This is a genomic window from Bradyrhizobium sp. CCBAU 25338, from assembly GCF_028128965.1.
Classification (GTDB): domain Bacteria; phylum Pseudomonadota; class Alphaproteobacteria; order Rhizobiales; family Xanthobacteraceae; genus Bradyrhizobium; species Bradyrhizobium liaoningense.
In genome coordinates this window covers 432,575-451,790 of sequence record NZ_LFKY01000041.1, presented here as the reverse complement: position 1 = coordinate 451,790, position 19,216 = coordinate 432,575, and the positions used below count along the sequence as shown (strand labels likewise).

Annotated in this window: 18 protein-coding genes; 10 read left to right on the top strand and 8 right to left on the bottom strand. The window is 65.3% G+C overall.

All coding sequences use genetic code 11. The annotated features are described in order from the left end of the window. Window positions 1–8 precede the first annotated feature (8 nt). Window positions 9–587, bottom strand: a complete 579-nt coding sequence (locus ACM42_RS29120; protein WP_271531066.1) for a MarR family winged helix-turn-helix transcriptional regulator — start codon at window positions 585–587, stop codon at window positions 9–11. A gap of 666 nt (window positions 588–1,253) precedes the next feature. Between ACM42_RS29120 and ACM42_RS29115 the strand changes: the two genes are divergently transcribed. Continuing rightward, complete coding sequence (locus ACM42_RS29115; protein WP_271531065.1) at window positions 1,254–2,141, top strand: dienelactone hydrolase family protein; 888 nt, start codon at window positions 1,254–1,256, stop codon at window positions 2,139–2,141. 57 nt (window positions 2,142–2,198) lie between these two features. Here ACM42_RS29115 and ACM42_RS29110 read toward each other — a convergent pair whose 3' ends face one another. After that, a complete protein-coding gene (locus tag ACM42_RS29110; protein WP_271531064.1) occupies window positions 2,199–3,464 on the bottom strand; it encodes a serine hydrolase domain-containing protein in 1,266 nt (421 codons plus the stop codon). 122 nt (window positions 3,465–3,586) lie between these two features. Then, the gene (locus ACM42_RS29105) at window positions 3,587–4,435 is read right to left on the bottom strand and encodes an SDR family oxidoreductase (RefSeq protein ID WP_271531063.1); all 849 of its coding nucleotides are present in this window, start codon (window positions 4,433–4,435) and stop codon (window positions 3,587–3,589) included. 113 nt (window positions 4,436–4,548) lie between these two features. On the opposite strand from ACM42_RS29105, the gene ACM42_RS29100 reads away from it, so the two are divergent. Next, window positions 4,549–5,331 carry an HAD family hydrolase gene (locus ACM42_RS29100; protein WP_271531062.1) on the top strand — a complete coding sequence of 261 codons (783 nt, stop codon included), beginning with the start codon at window positions 4,549–4,551 and terminating at the stop codon, window positions 5,329–5,331. 54 nt (window positions 5,332–5,385) lie between these two features. Here ACM42_RS29100 and ACM42_RS29095 read toward each other — a convergent pair whose 3' ends face one another. Together ACM42_RS29095 and ACM42_RS29090 are read right to left on the bottom strand one after the other, a co-directional pair. Further along, window positions 5,386–5,793, bottom strand: a complete 408-nt coding sequence (locus ACM42_RS29095) for a nuclear transport factor 2 family protein (RefSeq protein WP_028180770.1) — start codon at window positions 5,791–5,793, stop codon at window positions 5,386–5,388. Between the two features lie 128 nt (window positions 5,794–5,921). Further along, window positions 5,922–6,611, bottom strand: a complete 690-nt coding sequence (locus ACM42_RS29090; protein WP_271531061.1) for an aspartate/glutamate racemase family protein — start codon at window positions 6,609–6,611, stop codon at window positions 5,922–5,924. 218 nt (window positions 6,612–6,829) lie between these two features. Here ACM42_RS29090 and ACM42_RS29085 point away from each other — a divergent pair, with 218 nt between their 5' ends. The 5 genes from ACM42_RS29085 to ACM42_RS29065 all read left to right on the top strand — a co-directional run bounded on the left by ACM42_RS29085 (window position 6,830) and on the right by ACM42_RS29065 (window position 12,339). After that, complete coding sequence (locus ACM42_RS29085) at window positions 6,830–7,567, top strand: metallophosphoesterase family protein (RefSeq protein ID WP_271531060.1); 738 nt, start codon at window positions 6,830–6,832, stop codon at window positions 7,565–7,567. A 269-nt stretch (window positions 7,568–7,836) separates the two neighbouring features. Then, window positions 7,837–9,498, top strand: a complete 1,662-nt coding sequence (locus ACM42_RS29080; protein ID WP_271531059.1) for a thiamine pyrophosphate-binding protein — start codon at window positions 7,837–7,839, stop codon at window positions 9,496–9,498. A gap of 3 nt (window positions 9,499–9,501) precedes the next feature. After that, window positions 9,502–10,767, top strand: coding sequence for an NAD(P)/FAD-dependent oxidoreductase (locus ACM42_RS29075; RefSeq protein ID WP_271531058.1), 1,266 nt, complete (start codon window positions 9,502–9,504; stop codon window positions 10,765–10,767). A gap of 9 nt (window positions 10,768–10,776) precedes the next feature. Next, on the top strand, window positions 10,777–11,520 hold the full coding sequence (locus tag ACM42_RS29070) for an aspartate/glutamate racemase family protein (RefSeq protein WP_271531057.1): 744 nt from the start codon (window positions 10,777–10,779) through the stop codon (window positions 11,518–11,520). A gap of 39 nt (window positions 11,521–11,559) precedes the next feature. Beyond that, window positions 11,560–12,339: an SDR family NAD(P)-dependent oxidoreductase gene (locus ACM42_RS29065; RefSeq protein ID WP_271531056.1), complete on the top strand. Its 780-nt coding sequence runs from the start codon at window positions 11,560–11,562 to the stop codon at window positions 12,337–12,339. A 151-nt stretch (window positions 12,340–12,490) separates the two neighbouring features. On the opposite strand, the gene ACM42_RS29060 is transcribed toward ACM42_RS29065, so the two are convergent. From ACM42_RS29060 to ACM42_RS29050, 3 genes are read right to left on the bottom strand one after another with little or no spacing between them, the layout of a single operon-like run. Then, window positions 12,491–13,285: an IclR family transcriptional regulator gene (locus tag ACM42_RS29060; protein WP_131869566.1), complete on the bottom strand. Its 795-nt coding sequence runs from the start codon at window positions 13,283–13,285 to the stop codon at window positions 12,491–12,493. A gap of 19 nt (window positions 13,286–13,304) precedes the next feature. After that, the gene (locus ACM42_RS29055; protein WP_271531055.1) at window positions 13,305–15,038 is read right to left on the bottom strand and encodes an FAD-dependent oxidoreductase; all 1,734 of its coding nucleotides are present in this window, start codon (window positions 15,036–15,038) and stop codon (window positions 13,305–13,307) included. A gap of 8 nt (window positions 15,039–15,046) precedes the next feature. Further along, window positions 15,047–16,261, bottom strand: coding sequence for an ABC transporter substrate-binding protein (locus tag ACM42_RS29050; protein WP_271531054.1), 1,215 nt, complete (start codon window positions 16,259–16,261; stop codon window positions 15,047–15,049). Window positions 16,262–16,646: 385 nt separating this feature from the next. Between ACM42_RS29050 and ACM42_RS29045 the strand changes: the two genes are divergently transcribed. The 3 genes from ACM42_RS29045 (at window position 16,647) to ACM42_RS29035 (ending at window position 19,196) form a co-directional block, all read left to right on the top strand. Next, a complete protein-coding gene (locus ACM42_RS29045) occupies window positions 16,647–17,948 on the top strand; it encodes an MFS transporter (protein ID WP_271531053.1) in 1,302 nt (433 codons plus the stop codon). Between the two features lie 217 nt (window positions 17,949–18,165). Continuing rightward, a complete protein-coding gene (locus ACM42_RS29040) occupies window positions 18,166–18,627 on the top strand; it encodes an Hsp20 family protein (protein ID WP_124162495.1) in 462 nt (153 codons plus the stop codon). A 77-nt stretch (window positions 18,628–18,704) separates the two neighbouring features. Next, complete coding sequence (locus ACM42_RS29035) at window positions 18,705–19,196, top strand: Hsp20/alpha crystallin family protein (protein WP_271531052.1); 492 nt, start codon at window positions 18,705–18,707, stop codon at window positions 19,194–19,196. Window positions 19,197–19,216 lie beyond the last annotated feature (20 nt).

Below are 19,216 nucleotides of genomic sequence, written 5' to 3'. Positions count from 1 at the left end.
GCAGTCTTCTATTGACGGTGATGCTCGAAGCTGGTGCATAGCAGATCGACCTCCGTCTCCGCGATCGGTGCACGAAACAGGCGGCAGCTGAACTCGACCGTCGTCTTGCCGTCCGTGGTGGTGCGATCTTCCCGCAGGAAGATGCATCGCTTGCAAACGTCGGTATGATGCCGCTGCTCGGCTGCGTCGGATTGGTCCAACACGTGCCGGAACGTGTCGCGGAAGCGGATCTTGACGTCGTCGTCGAGAACGGCAATCGCCTCGACGAGAACGTTGACGGGGTCGCGCACCAGGAACTTCTTGCCCTGCTGGGTCACGCTCAACATCACCGACCGCTTGTCCGTGGCCGAACGTTTTCGTTCGAGGTAGCCGAGCCGCTCGAGCTCGCCGATGATGAACGAGGCGGTGCCCCGCGTGGTGCCGACGTAGCTCGCCAGCGCCGACGGGGTTCGGGAAAATCGGTTGGCCCGGGAGAGGAAGCGCAGCGCCATCCATTCGCGGTCGCGCAAGCCATGCTTGGTGCCTTCGAACCACAGGATTCGCGCGGCCTGCTCCAACAGTTCAATCGATTCGCGAGCCAAGTTCATTTCAGTTCCAGGTCGTATAAACGTCTATTCAATTGAGCCTTGGGTAGCGCAATCTGGGTGGACGAGAATGAAGCCCGCAGGCGCTCCTTCGTCCATCGGTGGGCGGCGGATCGCGCTTGGGGGAAGAGCCTCTCCGTTTCGGAGATGGAACTTCCGGCCGTGGACTAGTGCGTCACAAAGAAAGTTCGAGTAAATCGCACGGCTCGGATCATCGGAAAATTTCAATCAAATGACGACGGTTCGCCCGGGAATTGGCGATGATGTGCGATGCCCGAGCAACATGATGTGTCATTGCCGCCGCTGCAGTGGCCATTTGTTGCGGCTGAGCATGTCGAGTGTGCGAACAAGGGCATTCTTCGCAACCTCTCGCGGTGTGGCCGGCCGGGAAAGAACAGTCTTTCTCGGTTAATGGATGTTGCGATGCAATGTAGCTAGACGGTTAAGTCCGGTACACGCGCGATCCAGGGACTGTGAGTGTCCTTGGGGCCTCGGACAGGCAGGCGCGGTTCGACGTCAGAACGTGCCGCCTTCGTGGCCACGATCGCAGCATCCTCGAATTCGACGACTCGTGCTCGCAGGCTGGTGATTTGCGTTTCACCGGCAGCTATTGGCGAATGCGTCGCCCCAAGGGGTAGCAGGCAGCAGGAAGCAGGAAGGAATGGACCGATGAGCTTCGAAACCACCATGGCATCCGACGTCGTCGGGCTGACCAAAAGCGCCCCGGTCTCACGTCGCGGATTCATGAGTGCCACCGCGGCCGTGGCGGCGGGCTATACGCTTGCGGCCGGGCCCGTGCGCGCCGGGGTGGTCACGACCGACACCAATGGTCTTGAGGCCGGCGATGCCAAGATCAAGGTCGGCTCCGAGGAGATGCCGGTCTATTTCGCCCGCCCGGCCGGCAATACCAAGGCGCCGGTGATCGTCGTGGCGATGGAGATTTTCGGCCTGCACGAATACATCAAGGACGTGACGCGGCGCCTGGCCAAGCTCGGCGCGTTCGCGGTCGCGCCCGACTATTATTTCCGCAAGGGCGTCGACCTGACCAAGGTCTCGGAGCTCAAGGACCTGCTGCTGGTGGTGAACGCGAAGCCGGACGCCGAGCTGTTGTCCGATCTCGACGCGACGGTGGCGTGGGCGGGATCGCAAGGCGGTGACGTCACCAGGCTCGGCATCATCGGCTTCTGCCGGGGCGGCCGCACGGTCTGGGAATATGCCGCCCACAGCGGCGCTCTCAAGGCGGGCGTTGCCTTCTATGGCACACTGGTCGATCCTGCCAATCCGGCGTGGCCGAAGAGCCCGATGCAGCTCGCGCCCGAGATGAAGGCGCCGGTGCTCGGCCTTTACGGCGGCGCTGATACCGGCATTCCCGTCGCCCAGGTCGAGCAGATGAAGGCAGCGCTCGAGCAGAACAAGAAGACGGCCGAGTTCAAGATCTACCCCGAAGCGCCGCACGGTTTCCATGCCGACTATCGCGGTAGTTACCGCAAGGACGCCGCAGAAGACGCCTGGAAGCAGGCGCAGGCCTGGTTCAAGAAGTACGGCGTGTTGAGCTGATGCATGGTTTCGAAGGGCGGCCCGATCGGCCGCCCTTTTGATTTGCACGCAGCGACCTCACTTCACCATCGCGCCGTAGACGATGTCCTGGACCTGCTCGCGGTAATATTTCCTGAGCTCACCAGGGGCCGCCGTCCCCACCACCACGACGAGACGCTCCTTGGGATCGCAGAAGAACTGCGTTCCGTAGGCACCATTCCAGGTGAACTCGCCGGGATTGCCGGGGACTGACGACAATCCTTCGCTGGTCCGGACCGCAACCGAAAGGCCGAAGCCGAAGCCGCCGCGATGTGGCTCGACATTGGCCACCTTGTTCTTGATCTCGGGGCCGAGGTGATTGGACGTCATGTGATGCACGGTCTTCGGACCGAGGATGCGCTGGCCGTCGAGCTCGCCGCCGTTGAGCAGCATCTGTCCGAAGCGGATGTAGTCGCCGACCGTCGCGAACGAGCAGGCGCCGCCACAATCGAATTTGATCGGGGTGTCCAGGAGCTTGATGGCCTGCGGCTTGCCGGTCAGCGGATCGTTCGTGAACGGGCGGGCAAGGCGAGGGCGCTGGGCGTCAGTCGGGTGGAAGGTCGCATCCTTCATGCCGAGCGGCTGCCAGACGCTGGCAGCGAGATAGTCGCCGAGCTTCTGCTCGCTCACCTTCTCGACGACCGCGCCGAGCACGTCGATCGAGAAACCATACTCGAACTCGGTCGAGGGCTGATGCGCCAGCGGCAGCCTGGTGATGCGGTCGATGAAGGCCTGGGTGTCGCCTTCGATCGCCGGCGCGACGCCGTCGGGATATTGCCGCGCCACCGGGCTCGATGAGTCCGGGCGGCCGCCGTACATCAATCCCGACGTATGCCGGTAGAGATCGTGGATGAAGATCGGCGAGGCCTGCGGCTCGAGCTTGAGCGAACCGTCAGCCTGGGGAACGCCGACCTTCATGTCGGCGAAGCCCGGGTAGTAGTCGGACAGCTTGGCTTGGAGCGGCAGCCGTCCCTGCTCCATCAGAGTCAGGCCGGCGACCGCGGCCATCGGCTTGGTCATCGAGGCCAGCGCAAAGATCGCATCGATCGGCATCGGCGTGCTCTTGGCGGGATCGAGCATGCCATAGGCCTTGTAGTGGACGAGCTTGCCGTCGCGCGCGATGGCGACCACTGCGCCGGGTACGCGCTTGGCCGCGATCTCGCGCGCGAAGAAGCTATCGAGGCGCGCAAGGCCTTGTTTCGAAAAACCGACGTCGTCGGGATTGGCTTCGGGCAGCGGCGCGGCGCGCGCCGCACCGAGCGCGATGACGGCAGTCGCAGCGATCATGGCGATCGTCTTGTTCATTGCATTCTCCCAAGAGGCGAGCTCGTTGTGTGGTGGCTCGCTCGATGGCTAGATCACGACCGCACCGGGATGAAGTCAAGCGCGGGCAAGGCATGTCTGGGAGGCGTGGGAGTGCAGGAACCCTATCGTCCTTCGCCTGCCCGCCACAGCGCGTCGAGGCCGTGCCGATAGGTGGGGTAGGCCAGCGAGACGCCGAGCTCGTGCTTCAATTTCGCGTTGGAGACACGGGCGCTGCTGGCATAGAAGCTGCGGGCCATCGCCGACATCTCGGCGGTCGCGAACGCCTCTTCGGGCGGCGGCGCCACGCCCATCAGCTTCGCCGCATAGGCGATCACGTCCTGCGGCGGCGCGGGCTCGTCATCGCAGACGTTCCAGGTGCCGCCGTTCGGATAACGAATAGCGGCCATGATCGCGCTCGCGATGTCGTCGACGTGGATGCGGTTGAAGACCTGTCCCGGCTTGATGATGCGCCTTGCCGTTCCCGCGCGCAGCGTCACGAGCGCGTTGCGACCGGGACCGTAGATGCCCGCGAGCCGCAGGACCGCCGCATCGCCGCGCGCCGCGTCCGTCCAGGCCTGCTCCGCGGCAACCCGCATGCGCGTGCGGTCGAGGACGGCCTGCGGCGGCGTGCTCTCGTCGACCCACGCGCCGCCGTGATCGCCGTACACGCCGATGGTCGAGAGATAGACGACCTTGCGGCGGCGTTCCTGTAGCACGTCGCCGAACGCCGCGATCGCGGGATCGCCGGCGCTGCCGGGCGGGATCGACACCAGGAGGACATCGGCGTCGCGAACCTGCTGAACCGTCTCTTGCGACGGACGGCCGTTGGAATACGGATGCACCTCAAGGCGGCCGAGGTCGTTCCGCTGCGCGGGGTCGCGCACGGTGCCGGCGACATGCGAGAAGCTGCCGCCGTGCTGGCGAACGAAGTGCCGGGCACTGTAGCCGAGGCCGAGGATGAAGAGCCGCATGCGTCTCCTGTGCAGGTCGGAGTTCCCGCTCGCGCCGTGGCGCCCCACGCTCATAAGAGATTTTTGGGTCCGGCAAAAGATATTGCGATTTGTCTCGCCCGCCACTGCGGGCAATGCTCGCACGTCACAGCCAGTTCGGGAGGGAGGCGTCGTTGGCGACCGGATCGATCATTCAGACGGGAGCGCCCGCGGTAGCGCGACGCGATGCCGGTGAACTGATCCGGCGCGCGGCTGCGCTGATCTTCGACGTCGACGGCACCCTGGCCGAGACCGAGGAACTGCATCGCCGGGCTTTCAACTTCGCCTTCGCCCGCCACGGTCTCGACTGGCGGTGGGACCGTGCCGTCTACAAGGAGCTGTTGCGGGTCACGGGCGGCAAGGAGCGCATGCGCGCCTACCACATCAGGCTGGGGACCGCTCCGCCATTGTCGGACATGGACATCGCAGAGCTGCACCGCATCAAGACCGCGCATTATGCCGAGCTGATCGAAACTGGCTGCTGCCCCTTGCGGCCGGGCGTGACGGATCTGCTCGCTGCGGCCCGTGCGCGCGGCCAGCAGCTTGCCATTGCGACCACCACCTCGCACGGCAATATCGATGCGCTGCTCTCGCAGGCGCTGGGCAGGCGCTGGGCCGCGGACTTCGATGCAATCGTCGCCGGCGATGACGTGCGGCACAAGAAGCCTGCGCCGGACGTCTATCTCGAGATCCTGGTGCGGCTGAAGCTCGGCGCGACGGACTGTGTCGCGATCGAGGATTCCGCCAACGGCCTGGTCGCGGCCTCGCGTGCCGGCATCCCGGTTTTGATCACGCGCAGCATGTTCTTTGGGGACGATGACTTCACCGCGGCGCGGGTCGTGCTGGACGACCTGTCGGAACTCGGTGCCGCCAAATAAAAAACTGAGGAACAACCCCATGCACAGTAGATCACGCCTACGTGATCGCTGCGGTCAGTGGACGCGGTGACTCGTTCTATCGTCCTCGGCCTGTTCGACAATCTGCGCGATCGGGCTGGATTGATGGTGCACCAGGCGCCAGTCGTCGCCGACGCGCCGAAAATGGTTCGCGGCGGCCAAGGCGGTGCCGTCAACGATCTCGATGCAGAGCACCCGCGCGCTGTCGCCATCGACGATCGCCTGCGGCTCGGCGCAGACGATCTGCGGTCGCTCCGGGTTTTGCAGGATGTCGCGCCAGCTTCCGATCACGGTGGCGCGCCCGATGATGGCCGGCCAGCCGGGATGGATGCAGGAGATGGCGTCGTCATCCGCCCACATCCGTTGCATTTCGTCGAAATCGCCGGTCGAAAAGGCGGCGTAGAAGGCCGCGTTGGCGGCGATGACCTTGCTGTCGTTTGCCATGCCTCCGGGGTGGGGCAAGGACAGGCAAAAATCAAGCGCGACTTCCGTCGATTTTGGCCGCAGTGCAGCATTCAAGTTCGCGCCCGCTCTGTGGGCGGTCCACGCGGGGGTAGGCGGGCGAAGACGCATCATCCGATCGCAAAATCGGCTGCCGTCTCCGCGTGTATTGCCGTCGTGTCGAACGTCTCGACCGAGGTATCGTCCTGGCCGACCAGCATCGTGATTTCGGTGCAGCCGAGGATCATGCACTCGGCGCCGCGGGCGACGAGGGCCGCCATCACCTCCTGATAGCGACGGCGCGAGGGAGCAGCGACGTTCCCGAGGCACAGCTCGTCGTAGATGATGCGGTTCACGTCGGCGCGCTCGTCGGCCGCAGGAATCAGGACATCGAGATCATGCGCGCGCAACCGATCGATGTAGAAATCCTGCTCCATCGTGAACTTGGTGCCGAGCAGCCCGACTCGCCGGTATCCCTTGGCCCGAATCCGCTGCGCCGTCGCGTCGCCGATGTCGATGAACGGAACGGTTACGCTGGCCGTGATCTCGGGCGCCAGTTTATGCATCGTGTTCGTGCAGAGCACGATCGCACGCGCCCCGGCGCTTTCGAGCCGCCGTGCGACCTCCGCCAGGCTGGCCGCCGCCTCCTGCCAGCGGCCGGCATACTGCATCTGTTTGATCTCCTCGAAATCGTAGGAATACAGCAACAAGGGTGCCGAATGCAGCTTGCCCATGCGGTCGCGAACCCGCTCGTTGATCAGCTTGTAGTAGAGCGCGGTGCTCTCCCAGCTCATGCCGCCGATCAGGCCGATGGTTTGCATTCCAGTGCTCCCAGCAGTGATTCAATCGGATCGTAGACGAAGACGCCGAAGCTCGGTAGCCGTCCCTTGATTGCGGCACCTTCGTTGTGTCATTGTTCCCCCGCGCCGATTTGATCCTCAGCTTGCGGGCGCTTCTACAAATGCAGCTAAAGAGAACCGCTATCCCTGCATCGTCCCGCATTGCGTGAATCGTCGGCCATCTCGACTGGGAGGGTCAAATGAAATTTGCTGCGATCGCGGATGTGCACGGGAATCTCCCGGCGCTGGACGCCGTCCTTGCGGACATTGCCGCGCTCGGTATCGAGGACGTCGTAAATCTTGGAGACCACGTCAGCGGGCCGCTCGAGGCGTCAAGAACCGCAGACCTGCTCATCGAGCGGGGCTTTCCGTCGGTGCGGGGCGATCAGGATCGAATCCTCCTGGAGCTCCGGCAGGCGGGTACTTCGGCGCGCAGCGATTTCCAGCAACTCGCGCGCAAGCATTTCGACTGGATGGCCAGCATGCCACCCACGCTGATGTACAGAGACCGCGTGTTCCTGTGCCATGCGTCACCTGGGAACGATGCCGCCTTCTGGCTCGATCATATAGCCGATGACGGCGGCGTGCGCGCCAGTCCGATCGAGGCGATCGAGTCCGAAGCCGCGGGGATCACTGCTCAGGTCATCCTGTGCGGGCACACTCACATTCCGAGGGTCGTTCGTCTGAGGAATGGTCGACTGGTCGTAAACCCCGGCAGCGTCGGGCTGCCTGGTTACGACGGGAAGTTGCCTGTGCCTTACGTGGTTGAGGTCGGCACGCCCCATGCGTGCTACGCCATATTGGAGCATGCCGGACGCGCCTGGAGCGCGACGATCCGCTATGTGCCCTACGATAGCGCAGCCATGGCCGCACTGGCGCGCAGCAGGGGCATGCTCACCTGGGCGAGCGCGATTGCAACCGGTTGGATTCGACCGTAACGGAGTTAGGCTGGCACCAGGTCAGAACGGCGCTCCATGGTGCCGCGCTGACGCTGCGGACCTCGAAGCGCTCCGGTATCTGTTCACGGATCTGGTCCAGGATGGCCGCGACAGGGGCGGTCGTGCAAACGGCAGGGACGGGCATGCCGCCTGCGCAGGGTGCGAAAAGCCTTTCGATCTTGCGCGTCTTGTCGGCCTGTCCTACGCCACGTCCGAACGAAATTTTGCGAGGCGGTGAGGGGCACTGCCGAAGTCTCGAGGGAGCCGACATGACCATTCGCAACACCCGCACCGGGGGCCAGATCCTGATCGATCAGCTCGTCGCCCAAGGCGTCGAGCGCGTCACCTGCGTGCCGGGCGAGAGCTATCTGGCGGCGCTCGATGCGCTGCATGACAGCCCGATCGACGTCGTGATATGCCGGGCCGAAGGCGGCGCTGCGATGATGGCGGAAGCCTATGGCAAGCTGACCGGCCGCCCCGGTGTCTGCTTCGTCACCCGCGGCCCCGGCGCGACCAATGCCAGCCACGGCGTCCACATCGCGATGCAGGATTCGACGCCGATGATCCTGTTCGTCGGCCAGGTCGACACCGGCATGCGCGAGCGCGAGGCGTTCCAGGAGCTCGACTACAAGGCGGTGTTCGGCTCCATGGCGAAATGGGCGGTCGAGATCGATCGTCCCGACCGCATTCCGGAGCTGGTGGCGCGCGCCTTCCGCGTCGCCATGCAGGGCCGCCCCGGTCCCGTGGTGATCGCGCTGCCGGAGAACATGCTGACCGAGACCGCCGCCGTTGCCGATGCCATGCGCATCGAGCCCGCCGTGAGCTGGCCGGCGCCTGCCGATATCGAACGCGTCGGTGCGATGCTTGCGAGCGCCAAGGCACCGCTCGTCATTCTCGGCGGCACGCGCTGGACCGATGAGGCGACCAGGAGCATTGCGCGCTTTGCCGAGCGCTTCGACCTGCCGGTCGCGACCTCGTTCCGCAGGGCTTCGCTGATCGATGCCGACCATTCGCACTATGCCGGCGATCTCGGCATCGGGCCGAGCCCGGGCCTGAAGGCGCGCATCGAGGGCGCCGATGTCATCCTGCTGATCGGAGGCCGCATGTCGGAGATGCCGTCCTCGTCCTATACGCTGCTCGACATTCCGACCCCGCAGCAAAAGCTGATCCATGTGCATCCTGGCTCCGAAGAGCTTGGCCGGGTCTATCAGCCGGCGCTTGCGATCCAGGCGACGCCGGCCGCATTCGCTGCCGCCATCGAGACGTTGAAGCCCGCCGGCGCGGTGGCCTGGAAGGGCGAGGCTGCCAAGGCGCACGCCGATTATCTCGCCTGGACCGAGAAGGCGCGCGAGCTGCCGGGCTCGTTCCAGTACGGCCAGGTGATGACCTGGCTGCGCGATCGCCTGCCGAAGGATGCTATCGTCTGCAACGGCGCCGGCAACTATGCCGGCTGGATCCATCGCCACCACCGCTTCCACAGCTTTGCCGCCCAGCTCGCGCCGACCTCGGGCTCGATGGGCTATGGCGTGCCGGCGGGCGTGCTCGCCAAGCGGCAGTATCCGGATCGCGTCGTCGTCGCGTTCGCCGGTGACGGCTGCTTCCTGATGAACGGCCAGGAATTCGCAACGGCCGTGCAGTATGACGCGCCGCTGATCGTGATCGTCGTCGACAATTCACAATACGGCACCATTCGCATGCACCAGGAGCGCGACTATCCGGGCCGTGTCGTCGGTACCCAGCTCAAGAATCCGGACTTTGCGATGTACGCGAAGGCGTTCGGCGGCCATGGCGAGCGCGTTGAGCGCACCGAAGAGTTCGCGCCGGCCTTCGAGCGCGCGCTCGCTTCCGGCAAGCCGTCGATCCTCCATTGCATCATCGATCCGCGCGCGATCTCGGTCGGCAAGGATTTTGTGCCCGCGGTGAAGGCCTAGGCGATGTCGGCCGGCCGCCACGTCGCCATCATCGGTGCCGGCGCGATCGGCGTGATCAGCGCGATCGAGGCGCTGCGCGAGGGCCATCGCGTCACGCTGATCGATCCGGGCGAGCCCGGCGGCGAACAGGCGGCGAGCTACGGCAATGCCGGCTGGCTGTCGTCGCATTCGGTGATCCCGCCGGCCGAGCCGGGCATCTGGATGAAGGTGCCGGGATATCTTTTGGACCCGCTCGGCCCGCTCGCGATCCGCTGGTCGTACCTGCCGAAGGCGTTGCCCTGGTTGATCAAGTACCTGCTCTCGGGCTGGACCGCGGCGCGCGTCGAGACGACGGCGTTTGCGTTGCGTGATCTCCTGAAGGACGCGCCGTTGCTGCACCGGAAGCTCGCGGAAGAGGCGGGCGTCCCTGAATTGATCGAGCGCAACGGCGTGATGCATGTCTTCCCGTCGCGAGGCAATTTCGACAGCGACCTCGGCTGGCGCCTGCGCAACAAGGTCGGCGTCCAATGGCTTGAGCTCAACGCGGACGAGATGCGGCAGCGCGAGCCGGACCTGCATCCGCGCTACACCTTTGGCGTGGTGGTGGAGGAGGCCGGACGCTGCCGCGATCCCGGTGCTTACGTTGCTGCGCTTGCCAATCATGCGATCGCCAGCGGCGCGAAGCATGTGCGCGCCAAGGCGACGGGGCTCAAGCTCTCCGGCAACAAGCTCGTCGCGGTCGTCACCGAAACCGGCGAGATCGCATGCGATGCCGCTGTGGTCGCGGCGGGTGCCCGCTCGAAGCAACTCACCGCATCGGTCGGCGATCCCCTCCCGCTCGAGACCGAGCGCGGCTATCATGTCGTGATCGAGAATCCGGAATCGGGCCCGCGTAGTTCGATGATGGCATCCGACGCCAAGATGGTGGTGAACTGGACCAACAAGGGCCTGCGCGCCGCCGGCACGGTGGAGATCGCCGGCTTAGAGGCCGCGCCGAACTGGAAACGCGCCGAGATCCTGCGCAGCCACCTCCTCAGCATGTTCCCGAAACTGCCGAAGGACATCCCGGCTTCCCGCATCAAGACCTGGTTCGGCCATCGCCCGAGCATGCCGGACGGGCGTCCCTGTATCGGCTACGCGCGCGCCTCGCGCGATATCGTCTATGCCTTCGGCCACGGCCATGTCGGCCTGGTCGGCTCGGCCCGCACCGGCCGTCTCGTCGCCCAGCTCCTGAGCGGCAAGGCGCCGGAGATTCCACTCGCGCCGTTCGCGCCCGATCGTTTCCTCTGAGAGCGCACCATGATCGTCTCAGCCAGCCCGTCTTCCCGCATCGCCCGTGGTGGCAAGGCCATCTATGGCGCGCCGCTCGGCATCCTGATGCTGGAGGCGCGCTTCCCCCGCATTGCCGGCGACATGGGCAACGGCACGACCTGGCCGTTCCCCGTGCTTTATCGCGTGGTGAGTGGGGCTTCGCCGGAGAAGGTGGTGCTGAAGGGCGCAGCCGGCCTGCTGCCTGACTTCATCGACGCGGCCAAGGATCTGGTGCGGTTGGGCGCCGAGGCCATCACCACCAATTGCGGCTTCCTCTCGCTGTTCCAGAAGGAGATCGCGGCGGCCGTCGGCGTTCCCGTCGCGACCTCGTCGCTGATGCAGGTGCCCTGGGTGCAGGCGACCTTGCCGCCGGGCAAGCGCGTCGGTCTCGTCACGGTGTCGGGCTCGACCCTGACGCCGGCCCATCTCGAAGGCGCCGGCGTGCCGCTCGATACGCCGCTGGTCGGTACCGAGAACGGCAAGGAGTTTTTCCGTGTCCTGATCAAGGCCGAGAAGGACGACATGGACGTGGCGCAAGCCGAGCGCGACGTGGTCGAGGCCGGCAAGGCGCTCGTCGCCAGGAATCCGGATGTCGGCGCCATCGTGCTCGAATGCACCAACATGCCGCCTTATGCCGCAGCGCTTCAAGCCGAAGTCGGGCTGCCGGTCTACGACATCTATTCCATGATCACCTGGTTTCATGCTGGACTGCGCCCGCGCGTCTTTGCGTGAACGCGACCGCGAGATCGTCACAAGTCCTGGAGCGAACCCATGAAACTATCCGGCAAGGTCGCCGCCATCACCGGCGCGGCGCGCGGTATCGGCAAGGCATGTGCAAAACGATTGCTCGATGACGGCGTCAAGGTGGTCATCTCCGATATCGATGCCGGCGGCTTGGCCGCCACGGCTGCCGAGTTGGGGTGGCCGGAGGCCTTGCGCACCGTCGCCGGCAATGTTGCCAAGCGCACTGACGTGGATCAGCTGGTCGCGACTGCCGTGAAGGAGTTCGGCCGGCTCGACATCATGGTCAACAATGCCGGCGTGGCCCGCAATCAGGACATCCTCGACATCACCGAGCAGGATTTCGACGAGATCATCGGCATCAACCTGAAAGGCGCGTTCTTCGGCGTGCAGGCGGCCGCCAGGCAGATGATCGCGCAGGGCGGCGGCGGGGTCATCATCAACATGTCCTCGGTCAATGCGCTGCTCGCGATTCCGTCACTTGCGACCTACGCGATTTCCAAGGGCGGCATGAAGCAGCTCACCTCGGTCGCGGCTGTCGCGCTCGCCCCGCACAACATTCGTGTGGTGGCGGTTGGCCCCGGCACGATCCTGACCGACATGGTGGCCTCGTCCATCTACACCTCGGAGGATGCCCGCAGGACCGTGATGTCGCGCACGCCGGCCGGCCGCGGCGGCGAGCCGAGCGAGGTGGCGTCGGTCGTGGCGTTCCTTGCCAGCGACGATGCGTCCTACATCACCGGCCAGACGATCTATCCCGATGGCGGCCGGCTGATCCTGAACTACACGGTGCCGGTGAAGGAAAAGTAGGCACGTTGCCGCCCCACACTCGATGTCATCGCCCGGCTTGACCGGGCGATCCAGTACGCCGAGGCGGTCGTGATCGGATCGATGGGCCGCGGCGTACTGGATTACCCGCTTTCGCGGGGAATGACAGTCGTCGTGAGGCAGGCAGTCTCCCTCACTCCGCCGCAACCGTCATCCCATGGCCGAGCCGCTTCGAGATGCCGCCGGCGCAGTCGCGCAAGGCATGCGCGATCGGGCTGTCCCAGCGCGCGTCGAAAGTGCCTTCCGGCCCCATCGCGGTGATGACCAGCGCGACGTGGCCGGAATGGTCGAACACGGGCGCCGAGAATGCGTTGACCCCGGGCAGGGGATCGCCGAGCGCACGGGCAAGGCCGTGCTTGCGGACCTCGGCGAGTATCTCGGCGACCTTCGCGCCCTTCACCGCGCGCTTCGGATTGTAGCCGACGCCGCGACGATCGAGCCCGCTTTCGAGCGCGGCAGCGATCGTCTTCTCCGGCAGGAACGCCGCAAAAGCGCGGCCCGTCGCGGTCTCCAGCAGTGCCATCACCGAACCGGCCCGCATCACGATGTGGACGGGCTGGGCCGGCTCTTCGAGCTGCACCACGGTTGGACCGTGCGTGCCCCAGACGGCAAGCGAGACTGCATGTCCGATCTGGTTCGCGAGCGCGGCGATCCTGGGGCGCGCGATGCGCACGCCTGAGAGGCGGCGCAGGCTGATGAGGCCGAGCTCGAGCGCCAGCGCGCCGATCTCGTAGCGGCCGGTGGTTTCGTCCTGCTCGATCAGGCCGATGCGGGAGAAGCTGGCGAGATAGGGATGCGCCTTGGCCGGCGTCATGCCGGCTTCGCGGGCGAGATCGCGCAGCATCATCGGCTCGCCGCATCTCGCGAGCGCGCGGAGCAATTCTCCGCCGACCTCGATCGACTGGATGCCGCGGCTTTCTCTCTTCATGCGCCTCCTGGCGGGTGGCCTACGCTGCGTCGCGCCTGGCGGCGCTGTCGGCAAGATGCCGTCCGGCAATGTAACCGAAGGTCAGTGCCGGCCCAAGCGTGATGCCGGCGCCTGGATAATTGCCGCCCATGATGCTCGCCATGTCGTTGCCGGCGGCATAGAGGCCGGGAATCACGCGGCCTTCGGCGTCGAGCGCCCGCGCGTTCTCGTCGGTGACGATGCCGGCATAGGTGCCGAGATCGCCGATCACCATCTTGATGGCGTAGAACGGTCCGTTTTCGATCGGTGCGACGCAGGGGTTCGGGCCGTGCAGTGCGTCGCCCTGGTAGCGGTTATAGGCCTTCGAGCCCTTGCCGAAGGCAGCATCGTGACCGAGTGGGGCGGTCGCATTGAACTGCCTGACCGTTTCGGTGAACGCCTTGGCATCGATGCCGGCCTTCGCCGCCAGCGCCTCCAGCGTGTCGCCGCGCATGAGATAGCCGGACTTCAGGTGATGGCCCAGCGGCATCGGGAAGGGCGGCACGCAGCCGAGGCCGTATTTGCGCAACGTCCTGTGATCGCAGACGAGGAAGGCGGCGATCTCCTCGCCGGGCTTGGCCGCCTTGACCATGGCCTGGACGAAGTCGTGATAGGAATTGCCTTCATTGGCAAAGCGCTTGCCGTCGCCCATCACCGCGATCACGCCGGGCTTGGCGCGGTCGATGAAATGCGGCATCACGCCCTTCGAGCCGTCCTTGCGCGTGGTCAGCGACACCGGCACCCAGGCTGCCGCGTTCGGCAAGCGATTCTCGACATGCCCGCCGGCGGCTTCCGCCAGGCGTAGTCCATCCCCGGTATTGCCGGTCGGCCCCGGCGAATAGTGCTCATTGCCGGTCGGTGCATGCGGAAACATCTTCCTGCGCCGTTCGACGTCATGGGGAAAACCACCGCAGGCGAGCACGACGCCCTGGCGCGCATGCACGCGCACGTCGCGTCCCTCGCGCGAGACGATCGCGCCGGTGACGGCGCCGTTCTCGACCGTCAGCTCGCGCACCGGCGAGGACAGCCACATCGGAATCTTCAGATCGAGCGCGGATTTCGCGAGGCGCCCCGCCAGCGCATTGCCGTTCGTGAGCGTCATGCCGCGGCCGTAGCGCAGCACGTCCATCAGATGCCGCGACAGGCGCTTGGCGACGTAGACCGCCGAGGTCAGCGACTTCGTCACCCGCATGAAATGGATGATCTCCTTGCCGGAGCCAAGCATCATGCCGAACACGGTGAGCTCGGGCAGCGGCATGCCCAGCGTCTTGATCTGATCGCCAAGCTCGCGGCCGTCGAACGGGCGCGTCACCATGGAGCGGCCGCCCTGCGCGCCGCCGGGCGCCTCGGCATGGTAGTCCGGAAACACCAGCGGCATGTCGAAGCGAAGCGCGGTCTTGGTGGTGAAGAAATCGACCGCCTCGGGGCCGGCGCTCAGGAAGGCATCGACCCGCGCGGCGTCGTAATTGTTGCCGGCCTCGTGGCGCAAATATGTGCGGGCCTGTTCCGGCGTCTCCTCGATGCCGTAGGCTTTCGCCAGCGACGTACCGGGAATCCAGAGCCAGCCGCCGGAGCGCGCGGTGGTGCCGCCGAAGCGCGGCTCCTTCTCGACGATCAGCACATCGAGGCCGCGGGAGCGCGCGGTGATCGCGGCCGACATGCCGGAGCAACCCGATCCGGCCACGAGCACGTCGCACTCGTAAGTCTCAATGGCGCCATGCTCGTTGCCGGTCATGCCTCACCTCATTTCTTCAGGAGCGGACATTTGGATTCGGAGACCGGGCGGAAGGCGTCCTCGCCCTTCACGGTCTTGACGATATCCAGATAGTCCCACGGCTCCTTCGATTGCTCGGGCGTCTTCACCTTGGCGAGATACATGTCGCGGATGACGCGGCCGTCCTCGCGCAATTTGCCGCCGTGAACGAAGATATCCTCGATCGGCAGCTCGCGCATCCTGGCCATCACCTTGGCGGAATCGTCGGTGCCGGCAGCCTTGATGGCCTTCAGATAATGCAGCACCGAGCCGTAGACGCCGGTCTGGATCATGGTCGGCATCACCTTGGTGCGCTCGTAGAACTTCTTCGACCAGGCGCGCGTGGCCTCGTCCATGTTCCAGTAGGAAGCCGTGGTCATGTAGGTGCCCTGCGCAGCCCTCAGGCCGATCGCGTGCACGTCGGTGTCGAACATCAGGAGGCCGACCAGCTTCTGGCCACCCTGGACGAGCCCGAACTCGCCGGACTGCTTGATGGCGTTGTCGGTGTCCTGGCCGGCATTGGCGAAGGCGACGACGTCGGATTTGGAGCTCTGCGCCTGGAGTGCGAAGGAGGAGAAGTCCGCCGTGTTGGTCGGATGCTTCACGCCGCCGAGCACCTTGCCGCCCATCTCGTTGATGAAGCGGGTTGCGTCCTTCTCGAGCTGCTGGCCGAAGGCGTAATCGGCCGTGATGAAGTACCAGGACTTGCCGCCTTCCTTGATGACGGCCGAGGCCGTCACCTTCGACAGCGCGTAGGTGTCATAAGTGAAGTGCACGGTGTTCGGGCTGCACAGCTCGTCCGTCAGCGAGCTCGCGCCGGGACCGGACAGCAGCGCGATCTTGTTGCGCTCGCGCACCATGTTGTGCACGGCGATCGCGATGCCGGAATTGGGGATGTCGACCACGGCGTCGACCTTGCCGTTGTCGAACCAGCCGCGCACGATCTGCACGCCGACGTCGGTCTTCATCTGATGGTCGGCGCCGATGATCTCGATGGGCTTGCCGAGCACGGTCGGCCCGAACTCCTCCACCGCCATCTTCGCGGCTTCCACCGAGCCCGGTCCGCTGTTGTCGCGGCCCCAGCTCGACAGATCCGTCAGCACGCCGATCCGCACCACGTCGTCGGAGACTTGTGCGGTGGCCGCTGTGGTCATGGCAGCCGACGTCATGGCCGCGAGCATGGCGCAGGCCAAAAGCCCTCTCATCGTCGTTCCCTCTCTTGACTGGCCGCCTGACGCGGCGGGGTTGTTCTGGAGGTAAATTAGATAATGACGAATAAGTTTGTCAATGGCGAATAGATGCGGAGCCGGGTTCCGCGATCGCCGGCGCGCTTGGCATGTGCAATTGCCCCGCCACCATCATTGCGAGCGGCTTGTCCACCGAAGCTCGAAGACGAGAGCGGAAGCGAAGCAATCCAGATCTCTCCGCCGAGGCATTCTGGGTTGCTTCATCGCAAGGGCTCCTCGCAATGACTGATGTGGCAGTCGTGCGCCAAAATCTCGCGCCGTATCGTGCGGGAGCCAGCGCTGCCGCAGGTTGCAACGGCCGCTGCGATTGGCCATGATGTCCAACGGAATCTCTGGGCAGGGCATGACGGCAGCAGTAGGGGCCTCCGCTTCGGCGGAGAGATCGACGACGGCGCATGTGGTGTGGGCGAGCGCGCTCGGCACCGCCATCGAGTGGTACGATTTCCTGATCTACGGCACGGCGGCAGCGCTGGTCTTCAACAGGCTGTTCTTCCCGAGCTTCGATCCCTTCGTCGGCACGCTCGTGGCATTCTCGACCTATGCGGTCGGCTTCGTGGCGCGGCCGATCGGCGGTGCCATCATCGGGCATTACGGCGACCGGCTCGGCCGCAAGACCATGCTGGTCGCGACCATGATCGCAATGGGGCTCGGCACCTTCCTGATCGGCTGCCTGCCGACCTATAGCCAGATCGGCATCTGGGCGCCGATCCTGCTCGTCTGCCTGCGCTTCGTTCAGGGCATCGGGCTCGGCGGCGAATGGAGCGGCGCGGTGGTGATGGTGATCGAGCATGCCGGCAATCGCCGTGGCTTCTACGGCAGCCTGGTGCAGATCGGCTTTCCCGTCGGGGTCGCCGCGTCCACGGGCATCTTCGCTTTGATGACGAAGCTGCCCGAGGCGGACTTCCTCAGCTGGGGCTGGCGCGTGCCCTTCCTGATCAGCATTCTGCTCGTCGGCGTCGGCTTCATCGTGCGGCTCAAACTCGCGGAGACGCCGCACTTCAAGGAAGTGGTCGAGCGCAAGGAGGTGCTGGCGCAGCCGGCGCTCGAGGTGCTACGCCGCGACTGGCGCAGCTTCCTCCTCGCGGTCGGCATCACGGTATCGGAGGTCGGGCTCGCTTACCTCCTCACCGTGTTCACGGTGGTCTATGCCACGACAAAGCTCGGTCTGCCACGGCAGGTGATCCTGGATGCCGTGGTCTATGCCGCCATCGTCGAGTTCGCGACGCTGCCGCTTGCCGGCTGGCTGTCCGACATCTTCGGACGCAAGGCGCTGTATCTCGCCGGCGGCGTATTCTCGGTGGCGCTGGCCTTTCCGCTGTTCTGGTTCCTCGACACCAGGGAGCCGGCGCTGATCACGCTCGCGCTCGTCGTCACGATGACGCTGACCCATGCGCTGCTGTTCGGGCCGAAGGCCGCGTTCATGCCGGAGCTGTTCCGCACCCAGGTGCGCTACAGCGGTGCTTCGCTCGGCGCCAACGTCGCGGCAGCTTTGAGCGGAGGCTTCTCGCCGCTGATCGCGGCCGGGCTGCTGGCATGGGCCGGCTCGTACTGGGCGGTGTCGGTCTACATCATCGCGCTGTCGATCGTCACGATCATCGCGACGCTGCTGGCGCCGGAGACGGCGCGGGGCCCGCTGAGATCCTGAAGGTCAGCCCCCGCCAGGGGGTGCGGCGGCCCCCGAAATTTTTCTCCGCCCCCTCTTGAAAGCGGTCTCGGATTTTCTAAGTCGTTTTTCGCCGCGAGAGCGGTGTGCCGGACGCCGGAATCGGGTCCGGCACGGGCGCCGGGCTGGTCTTTCGGACCCGTCTGAATTCCCGCCTTGCGCTCCTTCGTATCCATCTTGCTCTTTGGAGGACTTGGTTATGAGGACCAGTTTTGATTTCGCGCCCCTGTGGCGCTCCACCATCGGCTTCGATCATCTGGCCGACCTCGTCGACAGCACGCTGCGCCAGGCGACCGAGGACAACTATCCCCCCTACAACATCGAGCGCTCCGGCGAAGACCATTACCGGATCAGCCTTGCGGTGGCAGGCTTCGGCGCCAGCGACATCACCGTGACGGCCGAGCAGAACGCACTCACCATCGAGGGCAGGAAGCCCGAGACCGCTGCGCGCGAATATCTATACCAGGGCATCGCCGCGCGTCCGTTCCGGCGCGTGTTCAATCTCGCCGACTACGTCCAGGTGAAGCAGGCCTCGTTCCAGGACGGGCTCCTGATCATCGACCTCGTCCGCGAGGTTCCGGAAGCCATGAAGCCGCGCCGCATTCCGATCGCGGGCGGCGCTTCTGCGGCATCGCAGATCGAGCAGAAGAAAGCAGCCTAAAGCGCTCGATCGATTGAATGGCGGAACGCGGCGCGCGGATGCGCGGGCCGCGCTCCCGATGCATGAAGGAGAGAACCATGGCTTTTCGTGATCTCATTCCCTGGTCGAGAAACCAGGAGCTTGCGCCCGCGCGCGACAATTTCGATCCGTTCCTGACGCTTCACCGCGAGATGAACCGTCTGTTCGACGACGTCTTCCGCGGCTTCGGCGGGACAAGCCTGTCGCCGCTGATGGAAGGCCGGTTCGGCTGGCCGAAGGTCGAGCTCAGCGAGACCGACAAGACGCTGACGGTATCCGCCGAGCTTCCCGGCCTCACCGAGAAGGACGTGCAGGTCGAGATCGCCAATGGCGTCCTGACCGTCCGCGGCGAGAAGAAGGCGGAGCGCAACGGCGAAGGCAGGTACTTCACCGAGCGCTATTACGGCGCCTTCGAGCGGCAGATCCCGCTGGACGGTGTCGAGGAGGACAAGGCCGAGGCGTCGTTCAAGAACGGCGTCCTGACCGTGTCGTTGCCGAAATCGGAGAAGGCGCGCGAAGGCGTCAAGCGCATCGCCATCAACACGCATTGATGTCAAGCGGGACGGCGGCG